This window comes from Bacteroides muris (ex Fokt et al. 2023), assembly GCF_024704895.1.
Lineage (GTDB): Bacteria > Bacteroidota > Bacteroidia > Bacteroidales > Bacteroidaceae > Bacteroides > Bacteroides muris.
Genome location: NZ_JAMZEE010000017.1, coordinates 14,433 through 33,586, shown reverse-complemented (window position 1 = coordinate 33,586; position 19,154 = coordinate 14,433). Strand labels below are relative to the sequence as shown.

Genomic DNA, 19,154 nt, shown 5'->3' with positions numbered 1-19,154 from the left:
GTGCATGCAAGGACTACGCCTTAAAATAAGAAAGGAATAGCCTTGCGGGTTACCGGGCTTCCGGTATGTTAGTCGAATCATATACAATCATCGCACGGCCTTCGGACAACTTCCTCGCAGTGGGAGGCATCTTGATGAAATAGTTGGAATAAGGTTCCGAGCCTTCCTGGTCTCCATTCATCAGTCTGTGGGAAATACGTATCATCGTCTGAATATAGGCCAGCGACAAAGAGGATTTCAGATAAGGATAATGTCCGCACCAGATATCCTTGATGCCCCCTTCCTTCATGAGCTTTTCCATACGGCAACACGACTCATGGAAAGTGGCGACGGGAGACATCGGCACGCACTGCAGCCATACTTCGCCCGAACCGAACGCATCACCCGAATAGCAGTCTCCGTTTGCCTTGTCCAGGAGTACCACCGAGCCGGGCGTATGTCCGGGCATCCATGCCACTTCCAGCTTGCGTCCGCCCAAGTCGAACACCTGTCCTTCTTCCATATAGAGGAACTCTCCTTTATAATCCGCCGCATGCTGGGCCACCAGCACCGTATCGGCCCGATGCATCCATACTTTATCGAAATACTTGATACATCCGGCATGGTCGGGGTGCATGTGGGTGACAATCACTTCCAGCGGTTTCGGGGTTATCTGTCCCACAATCTTATCCAAATCCGCACAACGCGTGCCGGTATCAATCAGTACGGCCTTGTCTTCGCCCTCTATCAGATACATGGTAGTATGGTCCCAAGTGGAGAACACCCAAGTCTTCTCTTTCAGCAAGGAAACCTCCACCTCTTCATTCTTGAATACCGTCTGCGCCCCTATGGGCATGCAAGCAAGCAGCAGGGCAAACATCACTAAACTTCTTTTCATGTTTCTCTTCTTTATACAGTTAAATCGAATTGCGAATTTCTCAGGATAAATCAATAACCGGGATTCTGTTTCAGGTTGCCGTTCACTTCCAACTCGTTTTCTGGAAACGGCAGCCACTCGTCGCGACCGGGAGTCCAACCCGCCAACGGCTTTTCATTGTCGACATAGGTAATCTTGGTCGTATAACGGGCGTTGTAGATGCCTGCCGCCGTAGTCAGATTATTATTCGGGTCGGGTACAATCTGGAAGGTCGGCAACTTTTTCCCTTTATCCGCCAATACCGCCGGAGCATCTCCCCAACGCTTCAGGTCCTGGAAGCGTGTGCCTTCCATGGCAAGTTCCAGGCGGCGCTCCAGCTTTATATCGGAGAGCGTCACATGGCTCTTTCTGGGAAGACGGGCCCTGTCGCGCACTCTGCCCAAATATTCGTCGGCACCGGCCTGGTCGCCCGCCTGGAGGCAAGCCTCGGCAGCCATCAACAAGACATCCGCATATCTGATGACCGGAGTGTTGCTCTGGTTTCCACACCAGTACCCTACAAATTCGTCATCAGTGCTTGCCAGCCATTTCAGACGGAAATAGCCTTCGCTGGCATATTTATTGGTCGTCGTGTTCACCGCAATGTTCATGGCAACCACCTGCTCCCAGGTTCTGATCCAAGCATTCAAACGATACCCGTCAGCACCCTCTTCGGCCACAAAGGCATCATACAAGGACTTCGACGGATTGAAATAGCTGTAACCGCTGGTGGTGTTGAACTTATAGTGCATGGACGCTTCCGGACCGGCTATAAAGCCGTAGCCGAATCCCCAATTGGCCAAGATGCCGTACCAGCCCTCCTGAGAATACATGTTGGAAGGGTCGTAATGGCGCACACACTCCAGCACATACTCCTCGCAGCCTGCAGAGGCCGGATGATAGAACGTGCCGACGTCGGCTATCAAATCGTATTTGCCGGAGGATATGACCTTCTCCAACTCACTTTTGGCATCGGCATATTTCTCCTGATACAGATAGACCTTTCCCAGCAAGCACCGGGCAGCCTCCAGCGTGGCGCGGGTTCCCCCGTCCCTATCCTCCGGACTCGCTTTCGAAGTGAGTTTCCCGGAAGTTATAGCTTCCGTAAGATCCGTCTCCATGAATTTCCACAGCTGTCCGGCAGTGGAGTTGGGCACCTTATACTCTTCCGAATTTTTCAATACCCTATCTACCAAAGGAGGAGTCCCCCACAAAGTGGTCAGCTCGAAATAGCAGATGGCTCTGAAGAACTTGGCCTCGGCAATGTTTCTTGCCTTCACTTCACTTTCACCGGCATCGAACCGCTCAATCACCAGATTGGCCAGATAAATCGTGGCATACAACCTCTTATAATAGTTTTCCACCCAACCGTTCGTGGGCACTATCGCACTCTCGTATATCTCCTGCGCATACACCTGGTCGGAGCGGGCACCGCCCGAATTGAAATCATCGGCCAGGAAGTTTTTCAGGAAGAAACCGTTGGCATACTGCGAGGCTTTCTCACCACGCCCGGAATAAGCATTCCGCCAGGACGCATAGACGGCAGCGATGGCAGACTCGCACTGTTCGTCCGTCTGATAATAATTCTCTTCATTCTCTACACCTTTCTGGGGAATATCCAGCAAATCGACATCGCATGCGGAGAATGTGAGTGCACACGCCAACAGTCCGGACAAGATATATTTTCTTTTCATACTTCTTCTATTTTATATAATTCAAAATGTAACTGATAAACCGAACACCACCTTTTTCGTCGTGGGATAATTTCCGTAATCCACGCCCATACCACTGGTAGCCGTAGAGGAAACCTCTGGGTCGAGTCCCGGATACTTGGTGAACAAGAAGAAATTATCCAACGAGGCATATATCCTCAGCTTGTCGACCAGGAACTTCTTCGTAACCGTCCGGGGCAACGTATACCCCAGCTGTATCTGCTTGATGCGGAAATAAGAGCCGTCAAAGATATAGGCATCGGACAGGCCATACTTGTCTGCATTCGTATTCTGCGGCCGCGCAAACTTACGGCCAGTAGTCCCGTCCGCCGTCCAGCGCTGGTCGTACATCTCCTTCAGCGTATAGGATATCGAATTATAACTGTAGGACATGAACACGTCATTGCCCACGGAACCGTTACCGAAAATCAGGAAATCAAGATTCTTGTAGTTGGCAGTCAACGTGATGCCATACGTGAAGTCCGGCATCGGCTTGCCAATCATCGCCTTGTCACTGGCATCAATGGTACCGTCGCCCGTATTATCCCTGAATACGGGATTCCCCTTGTCGTCCAGATGGTCGACCTGATAGCCTCTGAAATACCACACCGGATAGCCTACCTCGAATGCGGAGAACGAACCGTTCGAAGCCATCGTAGTGGCGCCTTCTATGCGTCCGCCGCTGACATGCGGATCCAGATAAGTAACCTCGTTCTTCAAAGTGGCCAGATTGGCGGTCACAGAATAGCTGAAATCACCGGCCTTGTCTTTCCATCCGGCTTCAAATTCAAAGCCCTTATTCGTCACATTACCGGCATTCATCGGAGCCGACGAGTTTCCCGCCTCATAAGGAATGACAATGTTGGACACGATCAAGTCTTTCGTCTTCTTCCTATACCAGTCCATACCAAACGAGAAGCGGTCGTTGAAAGCGCGCAGATCCATACCCAAATCCAGCTGTTCGGAGGTTTCCCACTTCAGGTCAGGATTATAGAGCTGCGAAGGCTTGGCGGAAGTGACATAGTTCATCGCCGTATTGCTGAAAGAGTATCCGGCAGCCGAAGTCACCAGGGAATTGGAATACTTATAACCACTCAGATTGCTTGTGCTTCCATTCTGTCCCCAGCTGGCACGCAATTTCAGGAATGTCAAAGGGGTATTGTTCTTTTCCGTGAAAAAGCGCTCGTTGGAAATAACCCAGCCGGCCGATACCGACGGGAAATAACCCCAGCGATTGGTGCCCGGAAGCACGGAAGTATCGGCGGCATCGGCACGCATGGCCGCTTGCAGCATATAGCGGTTTTGGTAATCGTAAGCCAGACGGCCGAAATAGGACAGTTTGCGATTAATCAGATTGTAACCGGCGGTACTCTTCACGGCATCTCCGGCAGGATACGAAACGTCGGCATACAAAGGATCGTGCTTGGCTGTCTTGTCCACACCGGCAGAAACGTAAGTGAAGTTATTCTCGCTGTAAGACATACCCAGCATGGCAGACACATGATGCTTGTCCCACAAATCCGTACTATAGTTCACAAAGTTCTCCCACTGGTAATAAGTAGTGGAGGAGTTGGAGCGGCTGGCCCCGTTCTTATCCTTATTATTGGCGGAAGCCGAGCCGTAATAGAGATTGTTATACTGATAAGTGTTTGCGTTCAGTTCTCTGTAACCCAGTCGGGTAGTAAACACAAATCCTTTGAAAGGAGTCAGGTTGGCATAGAGCGTTCCCATCAGACTGTTGCCGAAGTTCTTCTTGTCGCTCATGCGGATGGCTACCATAGGATGTATCTGTTCCATGGAACCCAGACAGCTGTAATAATCGCCCTTGTCATTGCGCAGCAAAGTAAAGCCATTGGCAATCAATGCCTCCATCTGCTTAGGAAGCGCATCGGCAGCATAAGTGTCCGCATAATAAGGAGCCATGGTCATCACGGTAGCAATCATGCTGGAATATGAATTGCCCGCACTGCCGTCATTGATGGATTTCTGCGTATATTTTGCATAATTGGCAGTAACACCTACCTTTAACCAGGGTTTAATGTCATAGTCGGCGTTCAGCATGACGGAAAGCCGCTTGTAGGTATCCTTGTTTTCACGAAGAATACCATTGTCATACAGATTGTTTAATGACAGGAAGAAAGAGCCCTTGTCATTCGCTCCCTGAAAGTTGACCGTATGATGGGAGGATGGTGAAGCATTAAAAGCCACATCATACCAATCGGTAGTCGATACGCCGTCCCATGTGCCGCTGGTAATAAGCTCCTGGATATTATCATCCGTAAAAGTAGGGTCTTGCTCCTTCTTTTGCAATAAGGCTTCTTGCGAATTAATCAGCTTGGGACGTCGGGCCAGGCTACTGATGGAATATTGAAAGTCGTAGGAAATGCTGCTGGTGCCTTTGCTTCCGCTCTTTGTGGTAATAAGCACCACGCCATTACCGGCCTGCGCACCATAAATGGCAGCGGATGCGGCATCTTTCAGGACTTCCATGCTTTTTATATTGTTAGGATCCACAGCACTCAAGTCGGATACTATCAATCCATCTACCACATAGAGAGGGTCGGAAGTGCCATTCGACGAGAAACCACGGACACGAATGGTAGGCGAGGCGCCCGGTTGCGAAGTCGTGGATATCAGTTGCACACCGGCTGTCTTGCCCTGCAGGGCTTCTTCCACCCGGGTGATGGAGCGGTTCTGGATGTCTTCCGCCTTGACGGAAGAAATGGCACCCGTCAGGTCACTCTTCTTCTGCACACCATAGCCCACCACTACCACTTCATCCAGCGTCCGGGTGTCTTCCTTCATCGTCACATTCATTCTCTCCGATACGGCTTTCAGCTCCTGTGTCACATATCCGATGTACGAATAGACAATGACGGCGCCTTGCTTTACCTTTAAGGAATAATTTCCCTCCATATTCGTAATCACTCCGTTGGAAGTACCCTTTTCAAGTACACTCACACCAATCATCGGTTCTCCCAAATCATCTGTGATCCGTCCCGATACCATCATCGGACTTTGCGCCAGCATATAAGGTATTCCCACCAAAAGGAATAGCCAGAATGCCATCAGCTTTCTTTTAAAATTGTTTTCCATAATGCTTAAATAATTAGATTTGTTAATAAAAAAGCTGCATTCACTCATTGCAGGATTTTCGATACAATTTTATCAAAAGAGGGAACAAGAGGATATTGAGAAAATACAAAAACATTTCTTATATGTTCAAATATCATTTCCTGTACGTTCAAAAAATTATCAATATGTTCAAAACATGCCTTACAACATAATCCAGGCAGAAAAATCACTGTTACAGCAAATATCACCTACTTATTTTCTTTCTACTTTTGTCTGCTTCAGTGTAAAAAAACACTTTCCGCGAAACATATCCTAATACGCTCCATATATGAAAAAAATCATCCTTTCCCTCATTGCTTTATCTGCAACGGCCGTGTCTTCGTGCAAACCGGCAACCGCCCAAGAAGAAGCGGAAAAGCTGGACGTTCATAGAATTTCGGCAACCATCTCCAATCAAAACATTACGGATTTCCAAGAAGACGCGCAAGGCTATATCTGGATAGGGACCACGCGCGGACTGAACAGATTCAACGCCCACGAATACCGGCAATATTACAGTTCCAACGACTCACTGCAACTGCCCGGAGACAGAATCCAGGACATTTTCATGGACTCACGCAAACGCTTATGGATAGCGACAACCGACGGAACATGCCGATATACCGACCAAGACAACTTCCGCCAGATACCCATAAACGTACCATACAACAATAGGAACGGACATCAGTTCATAGAAAGCAAGGATGGAAAAATCTTCCTAAACATGGTGGTACATCTCTGCGTCTATAACCCTGAAACAGACACTTTCAACCGTATTTTCATCAACTTTGACCCGGACAAGACCTATAAACAGACCTGCTACATAGATAACAACAACTGTCTGTGGGCCGTCAACCCCGTCTCCATCCGATGCTACGACTCCCGAAACATGCAACTGACAGATTCCATCCCCATGCCGCAGAAGATTACCTACTCTTACATGCACAACCACACTTCCCTATGGCTGGCAAGCAAGAACCGGCTCTTCATATTCGATACCGAAAGCAAAAGATTCAAAACGACTCCCGACGCAATAAGTAATCATCCCATCTTATCGAAAGCCGCTATCACCTATATACACCCGTACGACAGGAACAGCCTACTAATCTGCACACAGAAGCATACATTCCTTTACAATCATAAAGAAAACACCGTCATACGTGAAAAGGAAAACGGATTTCCGTTTGAAGTCCCGCAACATGGCGTCAAATGCATGTACACCGACTCGCACAAGAATCTGTGGATAGGCTCGTCGGACCAAGGATATACCGTACGCTATCATTACAAGGAGCGTTTCAACAGCAACAACTATCTACGCTCGTTCTTCCATCAGAAATCCATCATAGCCCTCGATGCCGACTCCTGTAACTTGTACATATCCACCCTGAAAGACGGAATGTATGTCTACAACCTGAACACCAGGCATATAGAGGCTGTGAATATCAGCAGAATCCTACCTGCACGAAACGCAGAAAATATAATTGTCAGGCACATCTATCACGACAAAGACCGACACATCTGGCTTGCCACCAATACCAATCAGGTCATAAAATGTGTGCTTGAATATAATCAATTAAAAGCAACGGATATCTTCTCCGTCCCTTCCGTACTGTGCATAACGCAAGACCGTAACGGAACAATATGGGCCGGCAGCTTCAGCCAGACAATATATGCCCTGAAAAAAGGAGAAAAGGAATTCACGCCCGTATCACTTTACCCCCAGTCATTTTTCACCTTCACCCCCACCATACACCCTCTCTCCAACGGAGAAGTATGGATTGCTTCCTTTGGCAACAAGATTCGTTCAATAAACCCCGATACATGGAAAATCCGGATACCGGACATCTCAAGGACGGACAGCCTGGCCTGCATACGCCGCTCTAAATTTATCCCTTCCGTATTATACGAAGACAGCCAGGGAGATATCTGGATTGGGACCTCCCATAACGGGCTTTTACGATATACTTCGCAGAATCATAAATTATCTCCTATATCCGGCATTGGCTGCACAGAGATTTGCAGCATCGAAGAAGATATACAAGGGAACCTATGGATATCCACATTATACGGATTAAGTAAATATGAGCGCCAGACCAATCAAATCAGCAACTACTATGCAACTGACGGTATCGGCGGCAATCAATTCTACGACCGTGCATCCTGCCGACTTTCAAACGGAACCTTAGTATTCGGCGGCACTCACGGAATGACATTCTTCAATCCGATGGAAACTCCTTTCAAATACCATGTTCCACTCACTTTCGAGAATCTGAAGATTCATAACAAGCTTATATATCCCGGAAAGAATGCAATCATTGACAAAGACCTCTCCTATCAACCGGACGTACACCTGAAACATGGTCAGAGCAGCTTCAGCATATCATTTGCCGCATTGGATTATAGTGAATATGAACGAATACACTATCACTACCAATTGGAAGGCATTGACCGCTACTGGATAGATGCACACACCAACCGGGAAGCTTATTATGCCAACCTTCCCACAGGAACTTATATGTTCAAAATAAAAATCACCAATGAAGACCAAAGCATAATCGGAGAAGAAAAACGACTGCGCATTATCGTCAAACCGGCTCTTTGGAATACTTGGTGGGCAAGATGCGCCTATGCCCTGGTAATCATCGGAATATCAGGTACACTTATACACAGTTGGCGGCGCGTAAGAATTGAAAAAGAAACCGCCTGCCGTGCCGAACAGGAAAAAGCACAAGAGCAGAAAATGAATAAAACATACATGAGCTATTTTACAAACATATCCCACGAGTTCCGGACACCACTGACCACAATGTTGGGTTCCATCAGACAACTGTGTGCCGCCCCGACCAATACAGTGCCCAACCAGGAACTACTAAATGTCCTGCAAAACGGTATTCTGCGAATGCTCCAGCTAGTCAACCAATTACTTGATTTTAACAAATTAGACAACGACAACCTGGGACTGGAAGTCCAACAGACCAACCTCGCCTCCACCATCAAACGAATCATCAGTTTCTTCAACATCAATGCCCAAAGCAAGAATATAACCCTAAGCATTCATGGATTACAACACGACATCCTCTATTGGGTCGATGAAGACAAAGTAGAGAAAATACTGAGCAATCTGCTTTCCAATGCCATGAAGTTTACTCCTATAGGAGGCGAAATAGAAATCTCGTTCGCCATCGTCACGCGTCAGGAAGCCGAAGAGTTCTTCAGCCTGACAGAACAAGACCAAAGCGCCCGATATATCCGGATTTCCGTAACTAACACCGGAGAAAATATTCCGGAAGAACAGCTGGAAAAAATCTTTGAGCGGTTCTATCAGATAAGAAACGACAAAGGGACTTACAATTTGGGAACCGGTATCGGGCTTTATTATGCCCGTAGCCTTGCCCGGTTGCACCACGGACATCTGAAAGCAGCAAATCGAAAAGAAGGAAACGGAGCCATGTTTATCCTGATTCTTCCTGCAGACGATTTCTCGTACACAAAAGAGGAACGGTTCTATGGCAAAAAAACACTCCTGAACAATACTTCCATAGAACCTGCGAAAATAGAACCGGATGCTGCCCGTGAAGGTAAAACAAGTCCGAAAACAATACTCATAGTAGACGATGACCCGGCCATCATGCACTATCTGCAGATTCTGCTGACCCCGCATTATCACATCATCAGCCGGCTCAATTCCACCAACATCTTCCAGACCATTGTAGACGAAGCTCCGGATTTGATACTGAGCGATGTACTGATGCCGGACAAAGACGGTTACCAGCTTTGCAAAGAAATCAAAGCAAACCTGCAATTCTGTCACATACCCGTCATTCTAGTAACTGCCAAATCCACCGTGGAAAACCAGATAGAAGGATTGCATACCGGAGCTGACGCATACGTGCCCAAACCTTTTGAACCGGCTTACTTACTGGCCCTGATTGAATCACTATTGACGAACCGTGATAAAATACGCAGTTTCCTGATGAACAATACCCGGACAAGCCGGATGAAGGAACTTGCCCTTGCCCCAAAAGACGAAGCCTTCATGCAAGAACTGTATAAACTAATGGAAAATGAACTGGATAATCCGGAACTGGACATCACGCGGATGGCCGAATTACTCAAAATTTCCCGTACCAAGTTTTACTACAAGGTGAAAGGGTTAACCGGCAAGAATCCAAGCGTTTTCTTCAGAACTTATAAACTGAACCGCGCAGCCGAACTAATCAAGGAAGGAACCTATACCATTTCCGAAATAGCGGACATGACCGGCTTCAATACCCTTCCCCACTTCTCTACCTGCTTTAAAAAGCAATTCGGCATAAATCCGAGTGAGTATCAATAAACCTTGTACATCCCTTATCAGCACCCACGGCTCCCTCTAATTCCCTTAAAAGAAAGAGCCGTGGCCTGCATAGAGATTACTTCCGATAAAAGTTGCCGATTATCGCTTGTTATAAACCAGTTTCTTCGTCCGCGGGTCGCGGGAGAATTGTTTCATGAAATCCCACATCAACCGTGCATCAGGCTTGAAGTTCCAATGACCGTAGTCATTCACAGCCACGACTTTAATCAGCGGAATGTCTCCCTTGTAAAGCACTCCCGCTTCCATCGTGACGCGCTTGTTGGTGGAAATCACTTCCCTGTCCTTCAGTGCCATGCCGAAGGTGGCATCTTTCGAAAAGTCAGGCCGGCTACTCACCTCCATGCCGTTCATGGTCTGATAGGCAGTCCAGGCACAGAAGAAGGCATTGGTGCGCCAATTGTTCTCGCTTACAAAAGGTACAACTTCGTCGTCCGTACCCGTCACAGAGAAATAAGCGGTCTCCACACTGCCCCGTTTCTGCATCGCCTCGTTCATCAACGCTTCACCATTGTAGCCGAACATATACCTGTCTGGAGTCAGCCCTGCCGACTGGGCGCCCACAGCGGCAAACACGTGCGACTTGCGTATACCGAGCCCCGTAGCCGTGGCGGCTCCTGCCGAAAGCCCTTCGGCATATACCCGCGAAGGGTCTATTTGCGGATAGGTCTTCAACAGATGATACACCACCTGCTCGATGCCATCCAGCCCCATAGGAGCATAGCCGTTGCCCTGCCACTCCAGTTCGGCAACAATGAAGTTCTCCTCGGCCGCCAGCTCAATGAAGCCGGATGTCTCAGCCTGCGTACGCGGATCATTGTTGTTGCCATGCAGCAAAAGCAACAACGGCACAGAAGCCTTTTCCGCCTTCAAGGTAGCCTCCGGGTGGAATTCATACCATAGGAAATCGCCCGTCCCGATAAGGTCTTTCTTCATCACACGACGAATGATTCCCCAATCTTCGGGCATGATATACGGCTCCAGCTCATACGTACCATATTGGTCGAATTGAGCTCCCGTGTACCAGGTATGTTCGTAATTGTTAAAACGGTAGTTCTTGCAAAGCAATGTCTTCCAGGCTTCTGCAAAAGCCTCTTTCAAGGAAATGTACTTGTTTGCACTTACCACAACCTGCTGTAACGGCTCCTTCCGGTTGACATAACAAGCCAACCCGTTTTCTTTCCGCACCAGTTCCGCCTGATTCTGCAAGATATAGGTAGCCGCTACCTGCCGACTGTGTGTTCCGGCAATAAAAGCAGGAACGGGGGCGGCACCCTCAACCGTCTTGGCCGGTCGGCCATTCAGCGATACGATACCGGCAACAGCACCTGCATGTGCGGCAATAGCCTTATTGACAAACGTCGCTCCCTTACCTACACCGATTATCTTCAGATTAGTAAAAACACGCATCTTGTTCAGGAAATTCTTATAAGCTTCCAAATCCTTCACCGCATCATACTCCTTTCCCAAGGGATTCACCACACAAACCGTCCCCGAGTAGGTGTGCGCATAGAACGCAATGCCCAATTCGTCCGTCAATGCCGCCGCTTCGGAAGCATCGCACGGCTTGTCCGGATAAATCACGAAAAAAGGGGAAAAGCCGGGGAAACGTCCCTCCACACTCTTGCATGTATCACGCGTAATGTAAACTTCCTGCTCCAACCCAGGAAAACGAACAAACGGAGGAAGCCCTTCAGGGGTTCCACCAGCCCCTTTCATCTGCAATGCAACTACAGAAAACAAGAGCCCAAAAATGAAATTCAGTTTCATAGTATCTTTAACAATTTGTTTTACGACCGCAATATTAGCGAATTGCCCTCAAAGCATTCTTTCCTATTTGTTCAAATGTTTATCCTCCGGTTCAATTTTATTCATTACATTTGCAGTGTCTCTTAAAACCAACCGTATATGGCACATCATCTTAACACCAACAAACAGTTTATGGTAGGAAACGGCATCCTTGCCTTTGCAGTAATTTTCGTAGTCGTCATCTTTGTCTATATGAGCATGAGGCTACAGCAACAGAAGTCGGACCACCGCAACTTCATCGAAACATACACTATCACACTGACGAAAGGCTTTGCCGGAGACTCCATCTCCATATTCATTAACGACAGCCTGCTGGTGAACCGCACCATGGCAGAAGAACCTTTCATCCTCGAAGTGAAACGCTTTGCCGAACAAAGTGCACTGATGATTGTGAACAATGCAACCGAAAAGCTTTCCCTGTTTGAGCTTAGCGAAAAAGGAGGAGAATACCGGTTCGAGAAGGAAGGGGAAGAGGTGAAGCAGCTGGCAAAAAATTAGGGATAAAAAGCTGTAAGGCATTCGGCTCTCATACTTCGGAGTCCACAAGCAGTTTTCCGACTTACCAACAGTCACCGCAAAGGCACTATACAACTTTTGCAGTGCTACAGCAAAGCACAGTTGCACTGCAAAGGGCATGCAGTAGTTTTGCAATGCAACTGTCTGTAAAGCAGGAACTACTTACCGTAATACACTCATATCAATCTCTAACCATTTATTTTCGTTTGATATTTCCGAAGCTCCGCTCTCAATGCTTGTGCCTTTCCACCGGTCATCCGGTCGAGCAAATCCCAGAAGCGCTCCCCATGATTCATCTCGCGGGTATGTGCCAGCTCGTGCAGTAGCACGTAGTCTATAAGATGCTTGGGAAGAAGCACCAGATAATAGGAAAGATTGATATTACCTTGTGCCGAACAGCTTCCCCAACGCCCGCTACTGGAATTGATTTTCACACTTTTATAAGGCAGATTGTGCTGCATGGAGAGCATATACAGACGGGGAGGAAGGATAATCTTTGCATTCCGGCGCAGAGCCTCTTCAATTACCTTGTGCAGCCAAGCCTGCAGATTCTCATCCGAGAAATCGGCATCAGGAGGACAGATTATCTGCATTTCTCCCAATTCCGAACGGGACAGAAACCGTTCCCGTTGTCCGCTGACCAACGTCAGTTTAAAAAACTCCGTATCAATGCGGTAATCCAAATCAATCAGCTTTCTGACCAGCTTCTGTCTGGCATCCTTCAGACGCGGACGAAGCTTCTCTATGGCACTCTCTATTTCAGCAAGAGAAGTCCGAGGAGGCACAGTCACGTAAATTCCGTCCTCCTTTGTACGGAAAGTGAGACGCCGTGCCCGGACATTGACCCTGACAAACAAAGACCCAAGCTCTTTATCTTCTATAATACGGTTTACTGTCATAAATCAAAGCCTCTCCCATAGAGGGGAACTGGGAAGAGACTTTGCAAATGAACAAAGAATCGTCCGAAAAAGCAAGCAAACACTTGACAAAAGCGGACGGGATGTCCGATAATGAACACTGTGCAGAAACAGTTATTCTTTAGTTATCAAAGATTTAAATTTATGGCACAATGATTGATTAAAGTATAACGACCGAACGTCCTTTAAAAAAAAGCATTTCTACATGCAACTTTTTCAAGGCAGTTCACGTCTAACTAATAAATATTGAATCGCAAAAAAGAATATGAAAACTCTAACAACATTTATCGCAATCGCCTTATTGGCATTCTGTACAACCGCTTGTTCACAACAACACACATACCGTTCCGGAAGCTTCGGCAGCAAAACGGTCAAGGCAAGCAAGAATTATGTAACCAAAGACATAAAAGTGGACAACTTCACCAAACTGAGTGTAGCCGGCAGTCCCGACGTGACCTACACGCAAAAGTCCGGAAAACCGACAGTGGAAGTATACACCTCGGACAACATTGTAGATTTGCTGGATATCCGTGTCAAGGACAATACCCTCTACGTCGGCTTCAAAAAGAATGTCAACGTATCATACGACAAACTGAAAGTCCGTGTCTCCGCAGAAAAGCTGAACGGTATTGCCGTGGCAGGTTCAGGAGACGTGGAATTGAAAAACGGGCTAAAAACGGACGACCTTAAAATCTCCGTGGCAGGTTCGGGAGACATCAGCGGAAACAATATCTCTTGTACAGACCTCAGTATTTCCATCGCAGGCTCGGGAGACATCAACAGCAGCAATATCACTTGCAATGACCTCCAAGTATCCGTTGCAGGCTCCGGTGACATGAAGTTGAACAACGTAACGGCCCACTCCACCAAAGCATCTATTGCAGGTTCGGGTACCGCTATCCTAAGCGGTAGCACCCAAGAAGCAGAATACAGTGTGGCAGGTTCGGGTGATTTGTTTGCTTCTGATTTCGTTGCCAAGAAAGCATCTGCCAGTGTTGCCGGTTCAGGCGACATCAAATGCCATGCCACAGATTTCCTAAAAGTGCGTACCAGCGGAAGCGGCAGTGTAGGTTATAAAGGTAATCCGGAACTGGACTATCCGAGAAAAGGACTGTATAAGCTCTAACATTGGAAAATATAGAATGATTGTAAGCCTAAACTAAATTCTCTCTCAAATAATTACCTACAAAGATGACGAAGGACTCTTGCGAGGAAGTCCTTCGTTCTTTTATTGGAGCAAGACGTCCTTCCACCCAACCTTCAACCACATCGAACATATAAAAACAATAAAGGGACGCTGCATCACGCGGCGTCCCTTCTATCTTAGTTAGTTTTTATAAGATTTTGAGAGAATTGAAACTTCACAGCCTCAAGTTGTTTTAATAAAGTACACTAACTATTATGTTTAAAGCAAATGAAAATGTTATTTTAAAAGCAAATGAAAATATCTATTCCTCGATTTCCTGTTCCTCTTCCACCCGATGCAAGCTGTCCATCACTTGCTTCTCATGAGACACGGACACATCTCCCGAGAGAGCTACCGACGGTGCGGAAATCTGTTTACCGATAGTATCGGCTGCGGCTACTTCCTTCACATCCGAGAAAAATGAATGTTGCATCACATTCCCCATCGAAAGGACCACTGCCACTACTGCGGCGGCTTTGAACAGCGGCATGAAACGTGCGGTCAATGTCAGGCGCTTTGCCTTGACCACCGGAACTTCCACTTCGGCAAGCATCCGGGCATCAAAATCCTCACCCAGATGCACTTCCTGCTGCAGTTGCTGATATACGAACAAGTCCTTGTAGCGAAGCAAGTGCCCGGGAACATCGTTTCCGTTAAAGAAAGCACGCAATTCAATCTCATCTTCCAAAGAAGTTTCGCACTGCCAATAGCGCTCCAAGAGTTGTTCTATATATTTAGAGTCCATAACCTTCTATATCAATAAACGTTTGTTTCACTTTTTGCCGCGCCCTGAAGAGGTTCACTTTTACCTGCTCCTCGGTCAAGCTCAGAACCGCTGCAATTTCTTTATAGCTCTTACCTTCAATATCCCTAAGCTGCATAATCAGCCGCTGTTTTTCAGGAAGTTTGTTCATCAGCCGATGTATCAGCGTCATCCGTTCCTTGTTCACCAGCTTTTCGTAAGGACTCGATGCATCGGAAGCCTGCTCCATTTCGGGTGTCAACTCCAAGGTACGGGAGTCTTTTCGCTCGCTACGGTCTATCGCCAGATTTCTTGCCACTGTCAAGCAATAGGCTTCGATAGAACCGAACTGCGACCACTCGTCACGCTTGTTCCAGGCTCTTATCAGCGTTTCCTGCACAACGTCCTCCGCCTCTGCCCTATCGAACGTAATTCTCAAGGCTAACCGAAAGAGCTTGTCCTTCAGCGGAAGAATGTCATTGCGAAAGCTGAGTTCTTGCATCTCTAAGAAATTGACGGTTAAGTATTCAGAAAGTTACAGCCTACTGCCACTTTTTTTAAATTATTTTCGGATACGGGTTCCACTATTCCCGTTGATGGCTGATGCCAAAGTGATTACGACTTCAGCCACACCGGCATTCAATGCCTCGAAAGAGTTCTCCAATTTCGGAATCATACCACCTTGAATCACCCCATCCGCCACATATTGCTTGAATTCCTCCGGCGTTATCTGTGAAATCACGCTATCATCGTCGTTCTCGTCACGCAGTACCCCCTTCTTCTCAAAACAAAATACCAAAGTAACGTCGAACAAGCCCGCCAAAGCCTTGGCAGTCTCTCCGGCAATGGTGTCGGCATTCGTATTCAGCATGTGCCCCTCTCCATCGTGCGTCAACGGAGCCATTACGGGAACCACACCTTTATGAATGAGGTCTGCCAGGAAAGCGGCATTCACCTGCCTCACATCGCCTACAAACCCATAATCCACCTCCTTTACGGGACGTTTTACGGAACGAATCACATCCATATCAGCCCCCGTCAGACCCAGTGCATTGACACCGCGCGCCTGCAGACCGGCAACGATATTCTTATTCACCAATCCGCCATACACCATTGTCACCACTTTCAGCGTTTCGGCATCAGTGATGCGGCGGCCATTTATCATTTTGCTTTCAATGCCCAGTCGGGCGGCAATCTTCGTAGCCGAGCGTCCGCCTCCGTGTACCAGCACCTTGTAGCCCTCAATGGCTGCAAAGTCATCCAACAACTTATAGAGGGTGGTTTCCTCTTCTACAATTTTGCCACCCACTTTGATTACAGTCAGTTTCTCCATTTTATTCCAAATAAGTATATCCGTACAGTCCGGAACGGTAATTAGACAAAAATTCCTTTCCTTCTTCCACAGAGATGCGCCCTTCCTTGACGGATTGCGTCACCCATGTTTCCAGCGTACGCACCAGTTTTTTAGGATTATATTGCACGTAGTCCAGCACCTCGGCCACCGTCTCGCCGTCAATCAGCTGATCGATGGTATAGCCTTTGGAATTGACGGACACGTGTACGGCATTCGTATCACCGAATAGATTGTGCATATCTCCCAAAATCTCCTGATAAGCCCCTACCAGGAAAACCGCCAGATAGTAGTGCTCCTTGTCACGCAACGAATGCAATGGTAAGGTGGTCGTATCGGCACGCGAACTGACAAAATTGGCAATCTTACCGTCCGAGTCGCAAGTCATGTCCTGCAAGGTAGCCTCGCGGTCGGGTCTTTCGTCCAGCCGTTGTATGGGCATGATGGGGAACATCTGATCGATGGCCCAGGAGTCGGGCAACGACTGGAACAATGAAAAATTACAGAAATACTTGTCGGCAAGTAGCTTGCTCAACTTGCGGAATTCCTCGGGGCAGTGCTTCATGCCGCTGGCAATGGAGTTGATTTCGCGGCAGATACTCCAATAGAGTTTCTCTATCTGTGCACGCGTATTCAAGTCGACGATACCATGGCTGAAAAGGTCGAGTGCCTCTTCGCGTATCTGCTGCGCATCGTGCCAAGGTTCCAGCATGCTGCGCTGGCTCAAGTTGTCCCATATATCATACAGTTCCTTCACCAGTTCGTGAGCATCCTCTCCCGGTTCCCAATCGTCGTCCATTTCGGGCAGGGAAGCCGTTTCCAGCACTTCAAAGATAAGCACAGAGTGATGGGCAGTCAAGCTACGTCCCGTCTCAGTAATGATATTGGGATGAGGAAAACCGTGTTTGTCGGCAGCGTCGACGAAGGTCGACACCACATCGTTGACATATTCCTGAATAGAATAGTTAACGGAGCTTTCGCTGCTTGAAGAACGTGTACCGTCATAATCAACCCCCATGCCACCACCGGTATCCACGAATTCAATGTTGAAGCCCATCTTGTTCAGTTGCACAAAGAACTGCGAAGCTTCACGCAAAGCATTCTTGATACGACGTATCTTGGTTATCTGACTGCCGATATGGAAATGTATCAGCTTCAGACAGTCCTTCATATCTTTCTTCTCCAAGAAGTCCAGCGCTTCGAGCAGTTCACTGGATGTCAGTCCGAACTTGCTGGCATCTCCTCCGCTTTCTTCCCATTTGCCACTTCCGCTGGAAGCCAATTTAATGCGAATACCTATATTGGGTCTCACCTTCAATTGCTTCGCCATCTTGGCAATAAGATTCAGCTCATTAAGTTTCTCTACGACAAGAAAGATACGTTTGCCCATTTTCTGTGCCAACAGTGCCAGTTCAATGAAGCTCTCGTCCTTATATCCGTTACAAACCACGAGGGAACCCGGGTCTGTATTGACCCCTATCACAGCATGCAACTCCGGTTTTGAACCCGCTTCCAGACCCAGATTGAACTTCTTCCCATGGTTAATCATCTCTTCCACCACGGGACGCATCTGATTCACTTTAATGGGGTAGATGATAAAGTTCTCTCCTTTATATCCGTACTCGTCAGCCGCCTGCCTGAAGCAGCAGGATACCTTCTCGATGCGGTTATCCAGAATATCGGGAAAACGCACCAAGACCGGAGCCGCCACATCACGCAACTGCAACTCGTCCACCAACTCTTTTAAATCGACGGCAACTCCATCCTTACGCGGTGTCACCACAACATGACCTCTGTCATTGATACCAAAGTACGAAGTGCCCCAACCAGTTACGTTGTACAGCTCTTCTGAATCTTCAATACGCCATTTTCTCATCAGTACATTTACTATTAGACTATTTACAATTTACTATTTTCCCACAATAGTGTGTCTTATAAAGGGGGAGACAAAAATACACATAAATCTAATATATCCAGCTCTTCGGGCCGAAGAATACACATTTACAAGGAATTAAAGTCCTAAAAGTTGGCGTAACCGTTGCACAGATTCGTCAATCTGGCCGCGGCTCTCCAGATAACCGGCATCAAAGCGATAACGGGCCTGCGAGTAGAAAGGCGCACGCTTATCCAACGCCTCCACAATAAAGGTGCGCAAATCCTCGTCCGTCTTGCCTTGCAGGATGGGGCGTTGCAGCTTCGCCACCCGAAGCCGGCGGAATAGAATATCGGGATGCACATCCAGGAACACAGTCTGTCCGCAACCGTTCATGTACTCCATATTGTCAAAAAAGCAAGGAGTACCACCGCCAGTAGAGACCACGACATCCTCAAATTCCCCTACCTCATGCAGCATGTTTCGCTCCAATTCACGAAAAGAAGCTTCTCCCCGCTCGGTGAACAATTCACGGATTGATTTGTGAAAACGTTCTTCGATGTACCAGTCCAAGTCGATGAACGGCACACTTATTTCGCAGGCAAAAGCCTTTCCTAAAGTAGTTTTACCAGCTCCCATATAGCCAGTCAAGAAAATACGTATCATATCCGCTACGAATTACAGG

At 47.6% G+C, this 19,154-nt stretch carries 13 protein-coding genes; 3 read left to right on the top strand and 10 right to left on the bottom strand.

Annotated features, from left to right (window positions below; all coding sequences use genetic code 11):
• Positions 1-49: 49 nt before the first annotated feature.
• The 3 genes from M1B78_RS08855 to M1B78_RS08845 are packed head-to-tail and all read right to left on the bottom strand — an operon-like array spanning position 50 to position 5,703.
• Positions 50-877, bottom strand: coding sequence for an MBL fold metallo-hydrolase (locus tag M1B78_RS08855; protein WP_257940455.1), 828 nt, complete (start codon positions 875-877; stop codon positions 50-52).
• A 50-nt stretch (positions 878-927) separates the two neighbouring features.
• Complete coding sequence (locus tag M1B78_RS08850; protein ID WP_257940454.1) at positions 928-2,589, bottom strand: RagB/SusD family nutrient uptake outer membrane protein; 1,662 nt, start codon at positions 2,587-2,589, stop codon at positions 928-930.
• Positions 2,590-2,610: 21 nt separating this feature from the next.
• Positions 2,611-5,703, bottom strand: a complete 3,093-nt coding sequence (locus tag M1B78_RS08845; RefSeq protein ID WP_257940453.1) for a SusC/RagA family TonB-linked outer membrane protein — start codon at positions 5,701-5,703, stop codon at positions 2,611-2,613.
• Between the two features lie 307 nt (positions 5,704-6,010).
• On the opposite strand from M1B78_RS08845, the gene M1B78_RS08840 reads away from it, so the two are divergent.
• The gene (locus M1B78_RS08840; RefSeq protein ID WP_257940452.1) at positions 6,011-10,057 is read left to right on the top strand and encodes a hybrid sensor histidine kinase/response regulator transcription factor; all 4,047 of its coding nucleotides are present in this window, start codon (positions 6,011-6,013) and stop codon (positions 10,055-10,057) included.
• A gap of 99 nt (positions 10,058-10,156) precedes the next feature.
• Here M1B78_RS08840 and M1B78_RS08835 read toward each other — a convergent pair whose 3' ends face one another.
• Positions 10,157-11,845, bottom strand: coding sequence for a PHB depolymerase family esterase (locus M1B78_RS08835; protein ID WP_257940451.1), 1,689 nt, complete (start codon positions 11,843-11,845; stop codon positions 10,157-10,159).
• A gap of 138 nt (positions 11,846-11,983) precedes the next feature.
• Here M1B78_RS08835 and M1B78_RS08830 point away from each other — a divergent pair, with 138 nt between their 5' ends.
• A complete protein-coding gene (locus tag M1B78_RS08830; RefSeq protein ID WP_257940450.1) occupies positions 11,984-12,382 on the top strand; it encodes a hypothetical protein in 399 nt (132 codons plus the stop codon).
• Positions 12,383-12,588: 206 nt separating this feature from the next.
• On the opposite strand, the gene M1B78_RS08825 is transcribed toward M1B78_RS08830, so the two are convergent.
• Entirely contained in the window at positions 12,589-13,299 is a 711-nt protein-coding gene (locus tag M1B78_RS08825; protein WP_257940449.1) for a SprT family zinc-dependent metalloprotease, read from the bottom strand.
• 283 nt (positions 13,300-13,582) lie between these two features.
• Here M1B78_RS08825 and M1B78_RS08820 point away from each other — a divergent pair, with 283 nt between their 5' ends.
• A complete protein-coding gene (locus tag M1B78_RS08820; RefSeq protein WP_257940448.1) occupies positions 13,583-14,443 on the top strand; it encodes a head GIN domain-containing protein in 861 nt (286 codons plus the stop codon).
• 322 nt (positions 14,444-14,765) lie between these two features.
• On the opposite strand, the gene M1B78_RS08815 is transcribed toward M1B78_RS08820, so the two are convergent.
• From M1B78_RS08815 to M1B78_RS08795, 5 genes are all read right to left on the bottom strand, one after another.
• The gene (locus tag M1B78_RS08815; RefSeq protein WP_257931092.1) at positions 14,766-15,248 is read right to left on the bottom strand and encodes a hypothetical protein; all 483 of its coding nucleotides are present in this window, start codon (positions 15,246-15,248) and stop codon (positions 14,766-14,768) included.
• Positions 15,238-15,747: an RNA polymerase sigma factor gene (locus M1B78_RS08810; RefSeq protein WP_136008639.1), complete on the bottom strand. Its 510-nt coding sequence runs from the start codon at positions 15,745-15,747 to the stop codon at positions 15,238-15,240. Before M1B78_RS08810 ends, M1B78_RS08815 begins: the two co-directional genes overlap by 11 nt.
• A 60-nt stretch (positions 15,748-15,807) precedes the next feature.
• Positions 15,808-16,578: an acetylglutamate kinase gene (argB, locus tag M1B78_RS08805; protein ID WP_257940447.1), complete on the bottom strand. Its 771-nt coding sequence runs from the start codon at positions 16,576-16,578 to the stop codon at positions 15,808-15,810.
• A gap of 1 nt (position 16,579) precedes the next feature.
• Positions 16,580-18,472: a biosynthetic arginine decarboxylase gene (speA, locus tag M1B78_RS08800; RefSeq protein WP_136008641.1), complete on the bottom strand. Its 1,893-nt coding sequence runs from the start codon at positions 18,470-18,472 to the stop codon at positions 16,580-16,582.
• 135 nt (positions 18,473-18,607) lie between these two features.
• Entirely contained in the window at positions 18,608-19,135 is a 528-nt protein-coding gene (locus tag M1B78_RS08795) for a shikimate kinase (RefSeq protein ID WP_176468409.1), read from the bottom strand.
• Positions 19,136-19,154: the final 19 nt, after the last annotated feature.